This window comes from Pseudomonas sp. OV546 (assembly GCF_900116845.1).
In the GTDB taxonomy this organism is placed as follows: domain Bacteria; phylum Pseudomonadota; class Gammaproteobacteria; order Pseudomonadales; family Pseudomonadaceae; genus Aquipseudomonas; species Aquipseudomonas petroselini.
Map to the genome: position 1 here is coordinate 132,735 of NZ_FPCE01000005.1, position 14,299 is coordinate 147,033.

Below are 14,299 nucleotides of genomic sequence, written 5' to 3' on the forward strand. Positions count from 1 at the left end.
TAACGGCGCGCCAGCACGTTTTTCAGGAGCTGAATATGTCCACCGAAACCCTGTTGAAAACCCCTCTGCACGCCCTGCACATTGAACTGGGCGCGCGCATGGTGCCCTTCGCCGGCTACGACATGCCGGTGCAATACCCACTGGGCGTCATGAAGGAACACCTGCACACCCGTGATCAGGCCGGGCTGTTCGACGTGTCCCACATGGGCCAGATCCGCCTGACCGGCGCGAATGCCGCCAAGGCCCTGGAAACCCTGGTGCCGGTCGACATCATCGACCTGCCGGTAGGCATGCAGCGCTATGCGATGTTCACCAACGCTCAGGGCGGCATTCTCGACGACCTGATGGTGGCGAACCTGGGCAACGACGAACTGTTCCTGGTGGTCAACGCCGCCTGCAAGGACCAGGATCTGGCGCACCTGCGTCAGCATATCGGCGACCAGTGCAGCATCGAGCCATTGTTTGAAGAGCGCGCCTTGCTGGCGCTGCAAGGCCCGGCGGCGGTCAAGGTGCTGGCCCGCCTGGCACCGGAAGTCACCCAGATGACGTTTATGCAGTTCGCCTCCCTGCGCCTGCTAGGCGTGGACTGCTATGTCAGCCGTTCGGGCTACACCGGTGAAGACGGCTTCGAAATCTCAGTACCGGCCGCCAACGCCGAAAGCCTCGCCCGCAGCCTCCTGGCGGAGACCGAAGTGCAGGCCATCGGCCTGGGCGCCCGCGATTCATTGCGCCTGGAAGCGGGCCTGTGCCTGTACGGCCACGACATGAACACCGACACCACGCCGATCGAAGCCAGCTTGCTGTGGGCGATCTCCAAGGCCCGTCGCGCCGATGGCGCACGTGCCGGTGGCTTCCCGGGTGCCGACACGATCTTCACCCAGCAGCAAGCCGGTGTGAGCCGTAAACGTGTAGGGCTGTTGCCACAAGAGCGCACGCCCGTGCGCGAAGGCGCGGAGATCGTCGACGCCGACGGCACAGTGATTGGCAGCGTATGCAGCGGTGGTTTCGGTCCGACCCTCGGCGGCCCGTTGGCAATGGGTTATCTGGACAGCGCATTCATCGCACTGGACACCGAAGTCTCTGCGTTGGTGCGTGGGAAAAAGGTGCCACTTCGTGTAAGTAAAATGCCATTTGTACCGCAACGTTACTTCCGTGGCTGATTGACTGTTTCTATAAGTAACGCGGTTGCGTTAACGTGCACTAATCTGTAACGCAACCGCCATAAAACAGTGCACTGTCGATAGTCTTTGTTATAGGGTTCAACCTATAACAAGTGACCAACTCTATCGAATAAGTCAGACCCACAACATTCATACAAGTGTCATTAGCCCCAGCAAAATCTGGGCTTTTGGCAGGACTTGTTTTTTCTCTGTTAGTTGGCGTAGAGTTTGACCACTGTGTTTGCATGGGTCGCTTGGAACCTGGACCTGGGCAGTAGCTGAAGTAGTTGTGCTACAACCCGTTCGACGTCTCTTACTTTCCTGCAACCCAGCCCAGTACTCTTTCATTCGAAAGGGGCTGTCATTAATTTTTAGCGTCAAAGGAAAGAAGAAATGTCGACACGTCAGAGCGGTACCGTCAAGTGGTTTAACGACGAGAAAGGGTTTGGTTTTATCACTCCAGAAAGCGGTCCGGATCTGTTCGTGCATTTCCGCGCTATTCAAGGCAACGGCTTCAAGAGCCTGAAAGAAGGCCAGAAGGTGACCTTCGTTGCCGTGCAGGGTCAAAAAGGCATGCAGGCTGATGAAGTAATCGCAGAAGCCTGATCCTTCCCTGCGACAAAAAGCCCCTGATGCTGACATCAGGGGCTTTTTTATGCGCGTTTGCTCGTAAAATGGCTTTTTTCATAAGAGAGCCCTGCCATGCCGAAACCCCTGCTGAGCCCCCAAGGCGAGTTCCCCGCCGTTGGCCTGGGCCGTCGCCTGGCAGCGATGTTCTATGACTTCCTGTTGTGCACTGCCCTGCTGATTGTCACTGCGTTTATCTACAAGCTGGTCTGGATCGCGTTTGTTGGCGAGGCCAAGATGCGCACCCTCACCGAATCCGGCGCGCTGGACGGCGACCCGTTGCTGTCGACGATTCTGTTGTTTGTGCTGTTTGGCTTCTTTGCGAAGTTCTGGACCCATTCCGGCCAGACCCTGGGCATGCAGGTGTGGGGCGTGCGCGTACAGAACGCGGACGGCTCGCGGATCAGCCTGTGGCAGGCGCTGTTGCGCTTTGTGGTGGCGATCGCGTCGTGGTTATGCGTGGGGCTGGGGTTTATCTGGTCGCTGTTTGATAAGCGCAAACGCAGCTGGCATGACATCTATTCGGATACGCAGTTGGTGCGGATTCCGAAGCAGAAGAAATAACGCCCTGACGAGTGGAAATCAACATGTGGGAGGGGGCTTGCTCCCGATAGCAGGGTATCAGTGGCACATGAGCTGACTGACACTCCGTTATCGGGAGCAAGCCCCCTCCCACATTTTTTTACTGAGCCCGCCTTGAGTCAGGCGTTGCCGGCGAGTTTAAGGCGTGCGGCCTGGGTGAAATCCAGCATGCGCTTGAGCGGGCGCACCGCCTGCGGGATCACGGACGGCTCGACGAAGATCTCGTTAGTGCCCTCACGCAGACACTGCAGCGTGCGCTCCAGCGTGTTCATCGCCATCCACGGGCAATGCGCGCAACTACGGCACGCAGCCCCGTTGCCAGCGGTAGGCGCTTCGACGAAGACCTTGTCCGGGCACAGCTGCTGCATCTTGTAGAAGATGCCGCGGTCGGTGGCGACGATAAAGGTCTTGTTCGGCAGGCGCTGGGCCGCCGCAATCAGTTGGCTGGTCGAGCCCACGGCATCCGCGAGTTCGATCACCGCAGTCGGCGACTCAGGGTGCACCAGAATGGCTGCGTCCGGGTACAGCGCCTTCATGTCTTCCAACTGCTTGGACTTGAACTCTTCGTGGACGATGCAGGCGCCGTCCCACAACAGCATATCGGCACCGGTCTGGCGCTGGATGTAGGTACCCAGGTGCTTGTCAGGTCCCCAAATGATGGTTTCACCGTTGTCCATCAGGCTTTCGACGATTTCCAGCGCGCAGCTCGACGTCACCACCCAATCCGCCCGGGCTTTAACGGCCGCCGAAGTGTTGGCATACACCACCACGGTGCGTTCTGGGTGCTGGTCGCAGAACGCCGAGAACTCCTCCACCGGGCAACCCAGGTCCAGGGAGCAGGTGGCTTCCAGGGTGGGCATGAGGATGCGTTTTTCGGGTGTGAGGATCTTGGCGGTCTCGCCCATGAAACGCACACCGGCAACCAACACGGTCTTGGCCGGGTGGGCGGCGCCGAAGCGGGCCATTTCCAAGGAGTCGGAGACACAGCCGCCGGTTTCTTCGGCCAGGGCCTGGATGACCGGGTCGCAGTAGAAGTGAGCAACCAGCACCGCGTCTTGCGCTTTGAGCTCGGCGGCGATGGCGGTACGCAGGCCAGCCTCTTCATCGGCGCTGAGCGCCTTGGGCTGCTTGGCGTCGAGGTGGGCTTGAACCAGAAGGCGTTCGGAAATTTGCGTCATGTTCGCAAGACCTGCAGGCGCCGTTGCGCGAAAGTCGAGTGTACCACCGGCTCTGGAGCCCTTCGGGCGCCGCCGGACGAAGTGATTGTGTTCATCAAGCACGGTTAGCGATGAAGCTGCGCAAGGCTACAGAATATCCAATGGTTTCAAAAGCCTAATCTGGCATTCGCGGGTGCATCCGTCGGGTGTAAAAAAACGGGAAACCCCAAGGCTGGGGTTTCCCGTTTTTACAACCGACGCTGTGCGTTGCGCGGACGTCAGAAGCGGTAAGTCACCGACCCACCAAAGCCATTGGCGCTATTTTCATACTTGGCATCGTAGGTGAGGCCTACTTGGGAAAGGTTCTGCCGCACCTTGATCGGCTCTTCCTTGAGGTAGGAATACGCCACATCGAAGGTCAGGTTGTCGACTGGCGTCCAGCCCGCGCCCAGGCTGAAAACCGTGCGATCACCCGTCGGAATCCGCACGGATCGGTCAGTGTTGTTGGTCGGCGTCTGGTCCACCGAAAAACCGGTCCGCAGCACCAGTTCTTTGTTGACCCGATAGGCCGCGCCGATGGCGTGGGACCAGGTGTCATGCCAGTGCTGTTGCTCGGTGATCGAACCCAGGCCGCCGAATTGAGCAGTGAGGTCGGACACACCGTCGTTGTTGATGGTGATCTTCTTCAACTGACTCCAACGCGTGTACGTGCTGCCGAGGTAGAGGGTCCAGTCATCATTCAGTTGCTGGGTGACCGAGAAATCCATCGACGAAGGGGTTGTCAGGTCCAGGCTGGCGTCATACTTCTGCGGCCCACCGTCAAAGGTATCGGAAATCAGGCCGGACGCATGGGTCTTGCCGCTGAGGTGATACACCACCTGCGAGTGGTAGGTCACACCGATGCGCGTGCTGTCGAGAGGCTGCACGAGGATACCGGCGTTGAACCCCGTGGCGTTGTCGTTACCCTTGACCTTCACGCTTTCGCTGGCGCCACCACCCAGGGGCACGTTGGAATCCAGCTCGCCGTCGATGCGGTTGAAAGTCGGGCCAAAGCCCACAGACACTTTGTCGTTGAAGGCATAGCTGACCGTTGGCTGCACGGTGATGACCGACACCTTGCTCTTACTGCCAAAAGCATTGCCCTGGAAGCTGTGCTCATAGTCGGTCACCAGGCCGAACGGCGCGTAGATGCCCAGGCCGAACGCCCAGTGCTCATCGATGGGCGTGACCAGGTAGCCCATCGGCACGGCAATGCCGGGCACCATGTCGCCTTTGTTGGTGCCTGGGTTGTTGGCACCGAACTGCGAGGAACTGGCGTCTTTGATATCGGTTTTGGCATCAAGGTAGGTCGCGCCGAGGCTGACTTCATTCTTCTTCAAGCGGGACATGCCGGCGGGGTTGCCGAACACCGTACTCGCGTCCTCGGCCGAAGAGGAGCGACCGGCGTAGCCCGTGCCCATTGAACTGATGCTTTGTTCATTTAATGCGAAACCACCGGCGAACAGCTGGGTTGAGGCCAGGGAAACGGCAAGCGCCAAGGCGCCTTTAAGAGTTTTGTTATTCATTATTAGGACTCGAATGATGGGGCAGCGATGAGGAAGCTACCAACGTTCGAGCGGGTGGTTTATGAAGAGTTTTTCATCCATTGGATTGTCGGACAATCCTATGGATTTCAAAGACTTTGGCCGTATTTTTGTCTCCAGCAATGACCTTAAAACCCGATTGTGACCCATGGGTTTTGGCGACAACGGCAGCTTCGCGCAGATACAAAAAAACCCCAGCCTTTCGTTGGCCTGGGGCTCGCTGTGTTTTCAAACAGGCAAAAAAAAACCCGGAAATCCTCACTTGCGTGGGCCTTCCGGATTTTCTAAACCGCCAAAAATGGTGGGTCGTGTGGGATTCGAACCTACGACCAATTGGTTAAAAGCCAACTGCTCTACCAACTGAGCTAACGACCCGCTGTGTGGTGGCGCGTATAATACTGATTTCTAAGGATTATTCAACACCTTATTTGAAATAAATCAGAAATAACGCGTTGGGTCAGCAATTCCGGCGGCTTGGAAGCCTTCTGCACGCAGTCGGCAGCTGTCGCATTTCCCACAAGCACGGCCGTCATCGTCTGCCTGGTAGCAGGAAACAGTCAGCGAGTAATCGACGCCAAGTCCTACGCCAGCCTTCACGATATCGGCCTTGCTCAGGTTTTGCAGTGGCGCCAGGATGCGGAAGCCTTGCCCTTCTACACCGGCCTTTGTGGCCAGGTTGGCCATGCGTTCGAACGACTCGACGAATTCAGGGCGGCAGTCCGGGTAGCCGGAGTAATCCACCGCGTTGACGCCGATAAAGATATCTCGAGCGTTGAGCACTTCCGCCCAGCCAAGGGCCAGGGACAGGAACACGGTGTTGCGTGCCGGCACATAAGTCACCGGTATGCCTTCGCTGGGGGCTTCCGGCACGTCGATGCTGCTGTCGGTCAGCGCGGAGCCGCCGATGCCGTTGAGGTTCAAGCCGATCACCTTGTGCTCCACCACGCCCATGTCACGGGCGACACGGGCGGCGGCGTTCAGCTCGGCACGGTGACGTTGGCCGTAGTCGAAACTCATGGTGTAGCAGCTGTAGCCCTGCGCTTGCGCCATAGCCACCACCGTGGCGGAGTCGAGGCCGCCGGAGAGCAGGATTACCGCGCGTTTTTGATCCATGGTGTGTTCAGTCATATCAGCGTCCTGGCTCGTCGTTCCAAAGGTATTTATGCAACTGCAATTGCAGGCGCACCGGTAGATTGTCCGCAACCACCCAATCGGCGAGGTCACGGGCGTTCAAGTCATGGTGGCTTGGCGAGAACAGCACTTCGCCGGCGCGTCGGTCCAACCCGTATTGAATCAGCTTGGAGTTCGCCCAGTCGTAGTCCTCGCGCGAACAGATGACAAACTTGACCTGATCGTTGGCCGTCAGCAGCTCGATGTTCTCGTAGCGGTTACGGTGCGCTTCCTTGGAGCCTGGGGTCTTGAGGTCGACAACGCGGCTTACACGGGGATCGACTGCCGAGATATCCAGCGCACCACTGGTCTCCAGGGAAACCTCGTAGCCGGCGTCACACAGCTGCTTGAGTAATGGAATGGCGTTGGGCTGGGCCAGCGGTTCACCGCCGGTTACGCAGACATAGCGCGGCTTGTAGCCGGCCACCTGCTCCAGGATGTCATCGAGGGTGCGCACGGTGCCACCACTGAAGGCGTAGGCGCTGTCGCAGTACTGGCAACGCAAGGGGCAACCGGTGAGGCGCACAAAGACTGTGGGCAGGCCGGCCGTTCGCGTTTCACCCTGCAACGAGTAAAAAACTTCGGTAATACGTAATGTGTCTTGCATAGTCGCCACGGGCGTAACAGCTAAACAGGCTGTCCGCCTCCGTCAGGCACTTTAAGGGACCCCGCCAACGCGCAGGCCCCAAAAAGCGTGTTTCATAAAAGGGCGTGGATTCTAACGAAAAAACCCGCGCCAGGCGCGGGTTTCTTCTAAACGGGCTGCTTCGCTTACAAGCGCTGCAGGTCCCGTTGGGCCAACTGGGCAGCCGAGGTACCCGGATATTGGGCCACAACCTGCTGCAGAATGCCTTTGACCTTGTCGGTATGACCCAGGCGGCGTTCTACGTCAGCGAGTTTATACAGCGAGTCCGGCACCTTGGCGTGCTTGGGGTACAGCTGGCTGACCTTGGCAAATGCCTGGCCTGCCCCCTGCAGATCACCCTTTGCCAGGTTGACCTCGCCCAACCAGTATTGGGCGTTGCCCGCGTACTGGCTGTTCGGGTATTTACGCAGGAAAGCGGTAAATGCCTGGCTGGCCTTATCGAAATCCTTGGCTTTGATCAGGTCGAAGGCTGCATCGTAATACAGTTTCTCCTTCGCCGGATCACCCGGTTCGCTGCTCGCGGCAGGGGCCTGGCTTGCCGCCGCAGCCCCCGCTGCTGCACCGCCGGCAGCGGCACTGGGCGCGCCACCGGCAGAAGAATTATCAGGAGTTGCGGCAGGTGTAACGCCGGCTCCAATGCGTCGATCAAGATCCTGGTATCGCTCCAGGCCTTCTTGCTTCAGCTGGTTCACTTGGTTCTGCAGAACTTCAATCGCGCCTTGTTGCTGCGCCAATTGATCCTGCATGCGTTGCAGCTGGTTGAACAGTTCGCCCTGTGCGGAGGGGGCGGACGTAGCCGCCCCCCCAGCATAGGCGCCGTTCGTGCCATAACCCGCTGGCGGATAACTGCTCCCGCTATTGTTATAGCCAGAGTTGCTATCTTCCACAGGAACCGCAGCCCACACCGCAAGCGGTGCGAGACTGAGAGCCAATACAGTTAGAGCACGACGGCACGTTCGCATGACGAATTACTTACGCAGTTCGACGCGACGGTTTTGAGCCCACGACTGTTCGTCGTTGCCAGTTGCAACTGGACGCTCTTTACCGTAGGAAACCAGTTCCAGTTGGCCTGGAGCAACACCTTGCAGTACCAGGTAGCGCTGAACGGCTTTCGCACGACGCTCGCCCAGTGCCATGTTGTACTCACGAGTACCACGGGCGTCAGTGTTACCTTCCAGAACAACGCGAGCGCCGTTAGCTTTCAGGTCCTTCGCGTGAACGTCCAGAGCGCGCATGGCTTCTGGTTTCAGGTCCGAGCTGTCGTATTCGAAGTAGAAAGTGGTGATAGCGCGCAGAGCAGCTTCTTCGCTCAGGGAGCCGTCAACTGCACCAGTGTTAGCGCCGTAACCAGCGTTTGGATCAACAGCTGCGCCTTCACCGGCATTGTCGCCGCCTTTAGACGAGCAACCAACGGCTACGGACAGAGCCAGAGCCAGAGCAGCAAACTTACCAAACTTCAGCATTTCCATCGTGAAACTCCTAATGAACCCCAGTGTGTTAAGCAAATCTTTTTTTGTAGCGCCGCGTCAGTTCAGGTAAGGGGACCAGGATGGTTCTCTGACTTCGCCTTGTGCGGTAGGAAGCGGGAGCCTTACGCGTCCATTAATGGACACGAGCATCAAGACTCCCCGGCCCTGCTGGCGGGTGGCGTAGATTACCATGGTGCCGTTGGGCGCAACAGTGGCTGACTCATCAAGGTTGGTATCTGTGAGGATTTTTACGGTTCCGCGCTGCAAATCCTGGGCCGCAACCCGGAAATTAGTGAAACCATCCTGACGGTGAATCATCACCAACGTCTTTTCATCAGCCGAAAGCTTAGGGTTGGCGTTGTAGTTACCGATAAAAGTAACACGCTCCGCACCACCGCCATTCACGTTCGCCTTATAGACCTGCGGCTTGCCGCCTCGGTCAGAGGTGAAGTAGATGGTCGAACCATCCTTGCCCCAGAACGGTTCGGTATTGATACCCGGGCCGCTGGTTACGCGGGAGATCTGGCGCGAAGCCATGTTCATCACGTAGATGTCCGGGTTGCCGTCCTTGGACAGCACGAATGCCAGGCGCGAACCATCCGGCGACCAGGCTGGCGCACCGTTGAGGCCTTCAAAGTTGGTGATCTGCTCACGACGACCAGTATCAATGTGCTGGACGAAGATACGCGGACGACGCTGCTCGAAAGACACATAGGCAATACGCTTGCCGTCCGGCGCAAAGCGCGGCGACAGGATTGGCTCACGCGATTGCAGCAAGGTCACAGCCCGTGCACCGTCGTAATCCGAGCGCTGCAATGTGTAACGAGTGTTGTCTACGGAAAAACGTTCAGCGGTCACGTACAGCAGACGCGTCGAGAAAGCACCCTTGATACCGGTGAGCTTCTCAAACGACTGGTCCGAGATGTAGTGAGCCATGTCCCGCAGTTGTTCGGCGGTGCCCGACACGCTGCCGGTCAAGACCTGCTGCTCGGTGGCCACGTTGAACAAGGTGTATTGGATTTGCAGGCGACCGCCGGCCGGCGTGATGTTGCCGACCATCAGGTACTGCGCACCCACCGCTTTCCAGTCACGGAACACGACTTCGCTGGCCTGGTTCGGCTGGCTGATCATGTTGCCTTTCGGAATCGGCGCGTAGTAGCCGGAGTTGCGCAGGTCGTCGCTGACGATCTGGGCCATGTCGTCCGGCAGCACGCTGCCGCCCTGCCAGCCAAACGGTACAACGGCGATCGGAGTGGCCCGATCGCTACCGCTGGTGACCAGGATGTTCTTTTCATCCGCCGCCGCTATCCCTGCCATACAGCAAATAACGACAAGCATTCCTCGAAGAAGGTTTCTCACAAGGCTAGATCCTCAGGTGTGAATGTCATCTTGAATGAACGATAGGGAGCGAAGTCGCTTGGTTTCATTCCCTGCATCTCGGTCAACCGGCCAATGTTCTTGACCGCGGCAACCGCCGAACTGTCGAACGAACCGTCACCACTGGACTTGGCCACGCTGACCGAAGTCACCGTACCGTCCGGCAACATGCCGATCTGCAGCACTACTGTCATGCCTTTACGCGCCGAAGGTGGACGTGTCCAACCCTCTGCTGCCCGCGCCCGAATCAGGTCGTCGAAACTGCCCGCGACATCATCGCCCTGCTCATCGGCCAAGGCTTGCTGACGCTGAGGCGTGTCGGAAAGCAAATCTGCCAAGGCCTGGGCCTTTTTCTCTTCGGCGGATTTACGCGCTGCTTCCTGGGCCTTTTTCTTGGTGGCGTCGGCGGCAGCTTTCTTCTTCGCGTCGTCGGCGATTTTCTTCTTCGCCTCGTCTGCTTCAGCTTTTTTCTTGGCGTCTTCGGCGGCTTTCTTCTTCGCGTCTTCGACTATTTTCTTCTTGGCGTCTTCAGCGGCCTTTTTCTTGGCCTCTTCTTCAGCAGCTTTCTTGGCTTCTTCTTCAGATTTCTTCTTGGCTATATCAGCCAATTGTTTCTCTTCGGCTTTTTTAGCTTCGGCAGCCTTCTCGGACTTTTTGGCTTCATCAGCCTTTTTCGCCTCGTCGGCCTTCTTGGCTTCGTCTGCCTTTTTCGATTCCTCGGCCTTTTGAGCCGCCTCTTCTTTCTTTTGTTCCGCAGCAGCCTTCACCGCTTCCTGCTCGACCTTCTTCTGTTCCATCTGTTCGACTTCAGTCTGGCGCGCAGCCGACTTCTGGGCCTCACCCGCAATCTTCTGATTGGTCTGGGTGGTGGCCTGGCTTTTCGATTTCAGCTGATACAGGGTCGCCTGCACGATCGGCTTGGCTGGCGGCAGGTCCGGGGTCATGGCAAAGCTGACGAACAGCATGCCAAACACCAGGACGTGCAGGGCAATCGCCCAGACGCTAGGCCAGAAGAAGCTTTCCGAGGCGGACGGCTCTCGCTGTTGCTGCATCAGGGCGCCTCGGTAATCAAGCCAACGTTACCCACGCCGGCCTTCTGCAGCCCGCCCATGGCGCCCATGACAGAGCCGTAGTCGACCGATTTGTCGCCACGGATGAACACCTGGGTGTGCTTGCCGCCTTCGTTGCCGGAGCGAATGATCTTGGTCACGGCATCGGTCATCGCGGGCAAGGTCAGGGCCTTGTCTTGCTGCTTCTGCGTGTCGACTTCGCTGCCAAGGTTCCAGTAATAGGTCTTGTCAGCCTTGATCGAAATGGTCAGGACTTGAGTGTTGTTGTCTTGCGGCAAGGCTTCACTGGAAACCTTGGGCAGATCAACCTTCACGCCCTGGTTGAGCATCGGCGCGGTCACCATGAAGATAACCAGCAGCACCAGCATCACGTCGATGTAAGGCACTACGTTCATCTCGGCGACCGGCTTGCGCTTTTTGCGAGCTCGAGCGATTAAAGCCATTGGGAATTACCTGCTTATTCTTCGCTGGTGTGCACTTTACGGTGCAGGATCGCCTGGAACTCATCGGCGAAGGTGTAGTAACGGCCGATCAACGTTTCGCTGGTGGCAGCGAAGCGGTTGTAGGCGATTACTGCGGGGATAGCGGCAAACAAGCCGATCGCCGTAGCGATCAGGGCTTCGGCGATACCCGGGGCCACGGTGGCCAGGGTCGCTTGCTGGGCCTGAGCCAGGCCGCGGAAGGAGTTCATGATCCCCCAGACGGTACCGAACAGACCAATGTACGGGCTGACGGAACCTACGGTGGCGAGGAACGGCAGGCTTTGCTCAAGCTTTTCTTCTTCGCGGGAAATGGCGACGCGCATGGCGCGGGCCACGCCTTCCATGACCGCTTCAGGGTCAACGCCTGGCTGCTGGCGCAGACGGGAGAATTCCTTGAAGCCGGCACGGAAGATCTGCTCTACGCCCGAATCAGGGTCCGGGTTGCTGCCGGCCTGGCGGTACAGCTTGGACAGGTCGATACCCGACCAGAAGCGCTCTTCAAAGCTCTCCAGGGCACGTCGACCGGCACGCAGCAGGTTGCTGCGCTGAAAAATCATGACCCAAGAGGTAACCGATGCGGCTACCAGGGTCAGCATGACCAGTTGAACCACAACACTGGCATTGCTGACCAGGCTCCACATGGAGGAATGGTCGACGACGGTAGGTTCCACGCTAAATCTCCTGCTTTGATTGTTTACCCGCGCCGCTTACGTCGGCAAAGGCCGCACGTAGAGCTTCGGGAATGGCCCGGGGTTTCAAACTATTGGTGCGCACACAGGCCACCAGGAACTGCCCCTCACAGAGCAGCGTTGCATCCGTTGCCCGCCTGACCTGCTGCTTGAAACGCAGGCTGACACGGTTCAATTCGATTACTTCAGCGCTGACCAACAGCTCGTCGTCCAGCCGCGCCGGCGCGTGATACCGCGCCTCGCTGGAGTGCACGACGAACAACAGGTCCTCCCCTGCCAGCTGGGATTGGGCAAAGCCCAGCTCCCGTAGCCGCTCGGTTCGAGCCCGCTCCATGAACTTGAGGTAATTGACGTAATACACGATGCCGCCGGCATCGGTGTCCTCGTAATAAACGCGACAGCGATGTGCGAACGACTGATCCCCGTTTTGCGCGCGCATACTCTAGTGCTTACTCCTCAGGTTGCCAATCCGGCCCGCAACTGTTTTTTCATTATCACTCTTCATCCTGAAGAATATTTCTACTGACTGAAAGACGACACCAGCCACTAGGACAGCACAAACCTCGGATAAATCGTCTGGCGTGAAGCTTTTAATCGTCCACTGCATCGAGGAATTCGTCTACTACAGGCATCTCGCCCAATCGTGACGGAATGTTTAACCCAAAGTGCAGATAGGCGTGCCGCGTCACCACCCGCCCCCTTGGCGTGCGCATGATGTAGCCCTGCTGGATCAGGTACGGCTCCAGCACGTCTTCAATGGTGTGGCGCTCTTCGCTGATGGCCGCCGCCAGGCTGTCGACACCCACCGGGCCACCGTCGAACTTCTCGATCATGGTCAAGAGTAGACGCCGATCCTGGTGATCGAAGCCATGCTCATCCACGTCCAGCAGGTTCAAGGCCAGGTCGGCCACGGCCTTGGTGATATGCCCCTTGGCACGCACTTCGGCAAAGTCCCGCACGCGACGCAGCAAACGGTTGGCGATCCGCGGCGTGCCACGGGCCCGACGGGCGATTTCAAACGCGCCTTCCGGGTCCAGCGGTAAACCCAGGATGCCCGCCGAACGGCTGACGATCGTCGCCAGGTCCGCGGTGCTATAGAACTCTAGACGTTGAACAATACCGAAACGGTCTCGCAGCGGGTTGGTCAGCATGCCGGCACGGGTGGTCGCGCCTACCAAGGTGAATGGCGGCAGGTCGAGCTTGATCGAACGGGCCGCAGGGCCTTCGCCGATCATGATGTCGAGCTGGAAGTCTTCCATGGCCGGGTACAACACTTCTTCGACGATCGGCGAAAGCCGGTGGATCTCGTCGATAAACAGCACGTCATGCGGCTCAAGGTTGGTCAGCAGCGCTGCCAGGTCACCCGGACGCTCCAACACCGGACCCGAGGTGGACTTGATCGACACGCCCATTTCCTGGGCAATAATGTTGGCCAGCGTGGTTTTACCCAAACCCGGCGGGCCGAAGATCAGCGTGTGGTCCAGGGACTCACTGCGCCCCCGGGCAGCCTGGATAAACAGTTCCATCTGCTCGCGCACGGTGGGCTGGCCGATGTAGTCGGCCAGGCTCAGGGGGCGAATGGCCCGGTCCTGGACCTCTTCACGGTCTCGCGGGCCGGTGGCCGCAATCAGACGATCTGCTTCAATCACTTAAATCATTCCCTTCAGGGCGCGGCGGATCATGTCTTCACTGCTCAGGTTCTTGTCCTTGATGGCCGACACGGCCTTGCTGGCTTCCTGCGGCTTGTAGCCCAGGGATATCAGCGCGCTGACCGCATCGCTTTCGGCACTGGCCACTTGGCCCGCCGGCATATCTGGCTGATTCGGCACCAGGGCAAACATGCTTGGCACAACTTCCCATGCCTTGAAACGGTCCTTGAGCTCCACCAGCAGGCGCTCGGCGGTCTTCTTGCCGACGCCCGGCACCTTGGTCAGCGCCGAAGTGTCCTGGGCCGAAACGGCACGCACCAGCTCATCGACTTCCAGGCTCGACATCAACGCCAGCGCCAATTTCGGGCCCACGCCATTGAGGCGGATCAGCTCGCGGAAGAAGTCGCGGTCGCGCTTGCCAATGAAACCATAGAGGAGTTGCGCATCTTCGCGCACCACTAGGTGCGTGTGCAGCGTTATCGGCTCACCGACCGACGGTAGGCGATACAGGGTGGTCATGGGCACTTCCAGCTCATACCCCAGCCCGTTCACATCCAGAATCAGGTGCGGCGGCTGTTTCTCAGCCAGGGTGCCGCGCAAACGTCCAATCACGGTTCAGATCCTTAAAGCTTGGGGTC

At 58.5% G+C, this 14,299-nt stretch carries 16 protein-coding genes and 1 tRNA gene; 3 read left to right on the forward strand and 14 right to left on the reverse strand.

Annotated features, from left to right (window positions below):
- Window positions 1-35: 35 nt before the first annotated feature.
- The 3 genes from gcvT (at window position 36) to BM403_RS13330 (ending at window position 2,351) form a co-directional block, all read left to right on the forward strand.
- Window positions 36-1,160 (forward strand): glycine cleavage system aminomethyltransferase GcvT, encoded by a 1,125-nt coding sequence (gene gcvT / locus BM403_RS13320; RefSeq protein WP_046035284.1) that lies wholly within the window; start codon window positions 36-38, stop codon window positions 1,158-1,160.
- Window positions 1,161-1,553: 393 nt separating this feature from the next.
- Window positions 1,554-1,766, forward strand: a complete 213-nt coding sequence (locus tag BM403_RS13325; protein WP_007951194.1) for a cold-shock protein — start codon at window positions 1,554-1,556, stop codon at window positions 1,764-1,766.
- Window positions 1,767-1,862: 96 nt separating this feature from the next.
- Complete coding sequence (locus BM403_RS13330; protein ID WP_015885601.1) at window positions 1,863-2,351, forward strand: RDD family protein; 489 nt, start codon at window positions 1,863-1,865, stop codon at window positions 2,349-2,351.
- A 137-nt stretch (window positions 2,352-2,488) separates the two neighbouring features.
- Here BM403_RS13330 and nadA read toward each other — a convergent pair whose 3' ends face one another.
- The 14 genes from nadA to ruvA form a co-directional block, all read right to left on the reverse strand.
- Window positions 2,489-3,547: a quinolinate synthase NadA gene (gene nadA / locus BM403_RS13335; protein ID WP_015885602.1), complete on the reverse strand. Its 1,059-nt coding sequence runs from the start codon at window positions 3,545-3,547 to the stop codon at window positions 2,489-2,491.
- Between the two features lie 257 nt (window positions 3,548-3,804).
- Entirely contained in the window at window positions 3,805-5,091 is a 1,287-nt protein-coding gene (locus BM403_RS13340) for an OmpP1/FadL family transporter (RefSeq protein ID WP_093543196.1), read from the reverse strand.
- Between the two features lie 317 nt (window positions 5,092-5,408).
- Window positions 5,409-5,484 (reverse strand) — tRNA-Lys (locus tag BM403_RS13345).
- 63 nt (window positions 5,485-5,547) lie between these two features.
- Window positions 5,548-6,222, reverse strand: a complete 675-nt coding sequence (queC, locus tag BM403_RS13350) for a 7-cyano-7-deazaguanine synthase QueC (RefSeq protein WP_015885604.1) — start codon at window positions 6,220-6,222, stop codon at window positions 5,548-5,550.
- Window positions 6,223-6,238: 16 nt separating this feature from the next.
- Complete coding sequence (gene queE, locus BM403_RS13355; protein WP_015885605.1) at window positions 6,239-6,886, reverse strand: 7-carboxy-7-deazaguanine synthase QueE; 648 nt, start codon at window positions 6,884-6,886, stop codon at window positions 6,239-6,241.
- Window positions 6,887-7,050: 164 nt separating this feature from the next.
- On the reverse strand, window positions 7,051-7,887 hold the full coding sequence (gene ybgF / locus BM403_RS13360; protein ID WP_046035282.1) for a tol-pal system protein YbgF: 837 nt from the start codon (window positions 7,885-7,887) through the stop codon (window positions 7,051-7,053).
- A gap of 6 nt (window positions 7,888-7,893) precedes the next feature.
- On the reverse strand, window positions 7,894-8,394 hold the full coding sequence (gene pal, locus BM403_RS13365) for a peptidoglycan-associated lipoprotein Pal (RefSeq protein WP_003193861.1): 501 nt from the start codon (window positions 8,392-8,394) through the stop codon (window positions 7,894-7,896).
- A 57-nt stretch (window positions 8,395-8,451) separates the two neighbouring features.
- Window positions 8,452-9,732 (reverse strand): Tol-Pal system beta propeller repeat protein TolB, encoded by a 1,281-nt coding sequence (gene tolB / locus BM403_RS13370; RefSeq protein ID WP_043205819.1) that lies wholly within the window; start codon window positions 9,730-9,732, stop codon window positions 8,452-8,454.
- A 17-nt stretch (window positions 9,733-9,749) separates the two neighbouring features.
- On the reverse strand, window positions 9,750-10,823 hold the full coding sequence (gene tolA, locus BM403_RS13375) for a cell envelope integrity protein TolA (RefSeq protein WP_015885608.1): 1,074 nt from the start codon (window positions 10,821-10,823) through the stop codon (window positions 9,750-9,752).
- Window positions 10,823-11,275, reverse strand: a complete 453-nt coding sequence (tolR, locus tag BM403_RS13380; RefSeq protein WP_161793227.1) for a protein TolR — start codon at window positions 11,273-11,275, stop codon at window positions 10,823-10,825. The genes tolA and tolR overlap by 1 nt, the downstream gene beginning before the upstream one ends.
- A 23-nt stretch (window positions 11,276-11,298) precedes the next feature.
- The gene (tolQ, locus tag BM403_RS13385) at window positions 11,299-11,994 is read right to left on the reverse strand and encodes a protein TolQ (RefSeq protein WP_015885609.1); all 696 of its coding nucleotides are present in this window, start codon (window positions 11,992-11,994) and stop codon (window positions 11,299-11,301) included.
- Window position 11,995: 1 nt separating this feature from the next.
- A complete protein-coding gene (ybgC, locus tag BM403_RS13390) occupies window positions 11,996-12,451 on the reverse strand; it encodes a tol-pal system-associated acyl-CoA thioesterase (RefSeq protein ID WP_015885610.1) in 456 nt (151 codons plus the stop codon).
- 151 nt (window positions 12,452-12,602) lie between these two features.
- Window positions 12,603-13,661: a Holliday junction branch migration DNA helicase RuvB gene (gene ruvB / locus BM403_RS13395; protein WP_015885611.1), complete on the reverse strand. Its 1,059-nt coding sequence runs from the start codon at window positions 13,659-13,661 to the stop codon at window positions 12,603-12,605.
- Window positions 13,662-14,273, reverse strand: a complete 612-nt coding sequence (gene ruvA, locus BM403_RS13400) for a Holliday junction branch migration protein RuvA (protein ID WP_003175802.1) — start codon at window positions 14,271-14,273, stop codon at window positions 13,662-13,664.
- Window positions 14,274-14,299: the final 26 nt, after the last annotated feature.

Coding starts and splice junctions, on each gene's coding strand:
- gcvT (WP_046035284.1), top strand. CDS start 36: ATGTCCACCGAAACCCTGTTGAAAACCCCTCTGCACGCCCTGCACATT.
- tolA (WP_015885608.1), bottom strand. CDS start 10,823: ATGCAGCAACAGCGAGAGCCGTCCGCCTCGGAAAGCTTCTTCTGGCCT.
- queE (WP_015885605.1), bottom strand. CDS start 6,886: ATGCAAGACACATTACGTATTACCGAAGTTTTTTACTCGTTGCAGGGT.
- BM403_RS13340 (WP_093543196.1), bottom strand. CDS start 5,091: ATGAATAACAAAACTCTTAAAGGCGCCTTGGCGCTTGCCGTTTCCCTG.
- ybgF (WP_046035282.1), bottom strand. CDS start 7,887: ATGCGAACGTGCCGTCGTGCTCTAACTGTATTGGCTCTCAGTCTCGCA.
- BM403_RS13330 (WP_015885601.1), top strand. CDS start 1,863: ATGCCGAAACCCCTGCTGAGCCCCCAAGGCGAGTTCCCCGCCGTTGGC.
- pal (WP_003193861.1), bottom strand. CDS start 8,394: ATGGAAATGCTGAAGTTTGGTAAGTTTGCTGCTCTGGCTCTGGCTCTG.
- tolB (WP_043205819.1), bottom strand. CDS start 9,732: ATGCTTGTCGTTATTTGCTGTATGGCAGGGATAGCGGCGGCGGATGAA.
- queC (WP_015885604.1), bottom strand. CDS start 6,222: ATGGATCAAAAACGCGCGGTAATCCTGCTCTCCGGCGGCCTCGACTCC.
- nadA (WP_015885602.1), bottom strand. CDS start 3,547: ATGACGCAAATTTCCGAACGCCTTCTGGTTCAAGCCCACCTCGACGCC.
- BM403_RS13325 (WP_007951194.1), top strand. CDS start 1,554: ATGTCGACACGTCAGAGCGGTACCGTCAAGTGGTTTAACGACGAGAAA.
- ybgC (WP_015885610.1), bottom strand. CDS start 12,451: ATGCGCGCGCAAAACGGGGATCAGTCGTTCGCACATCGCTGTCGCGTT.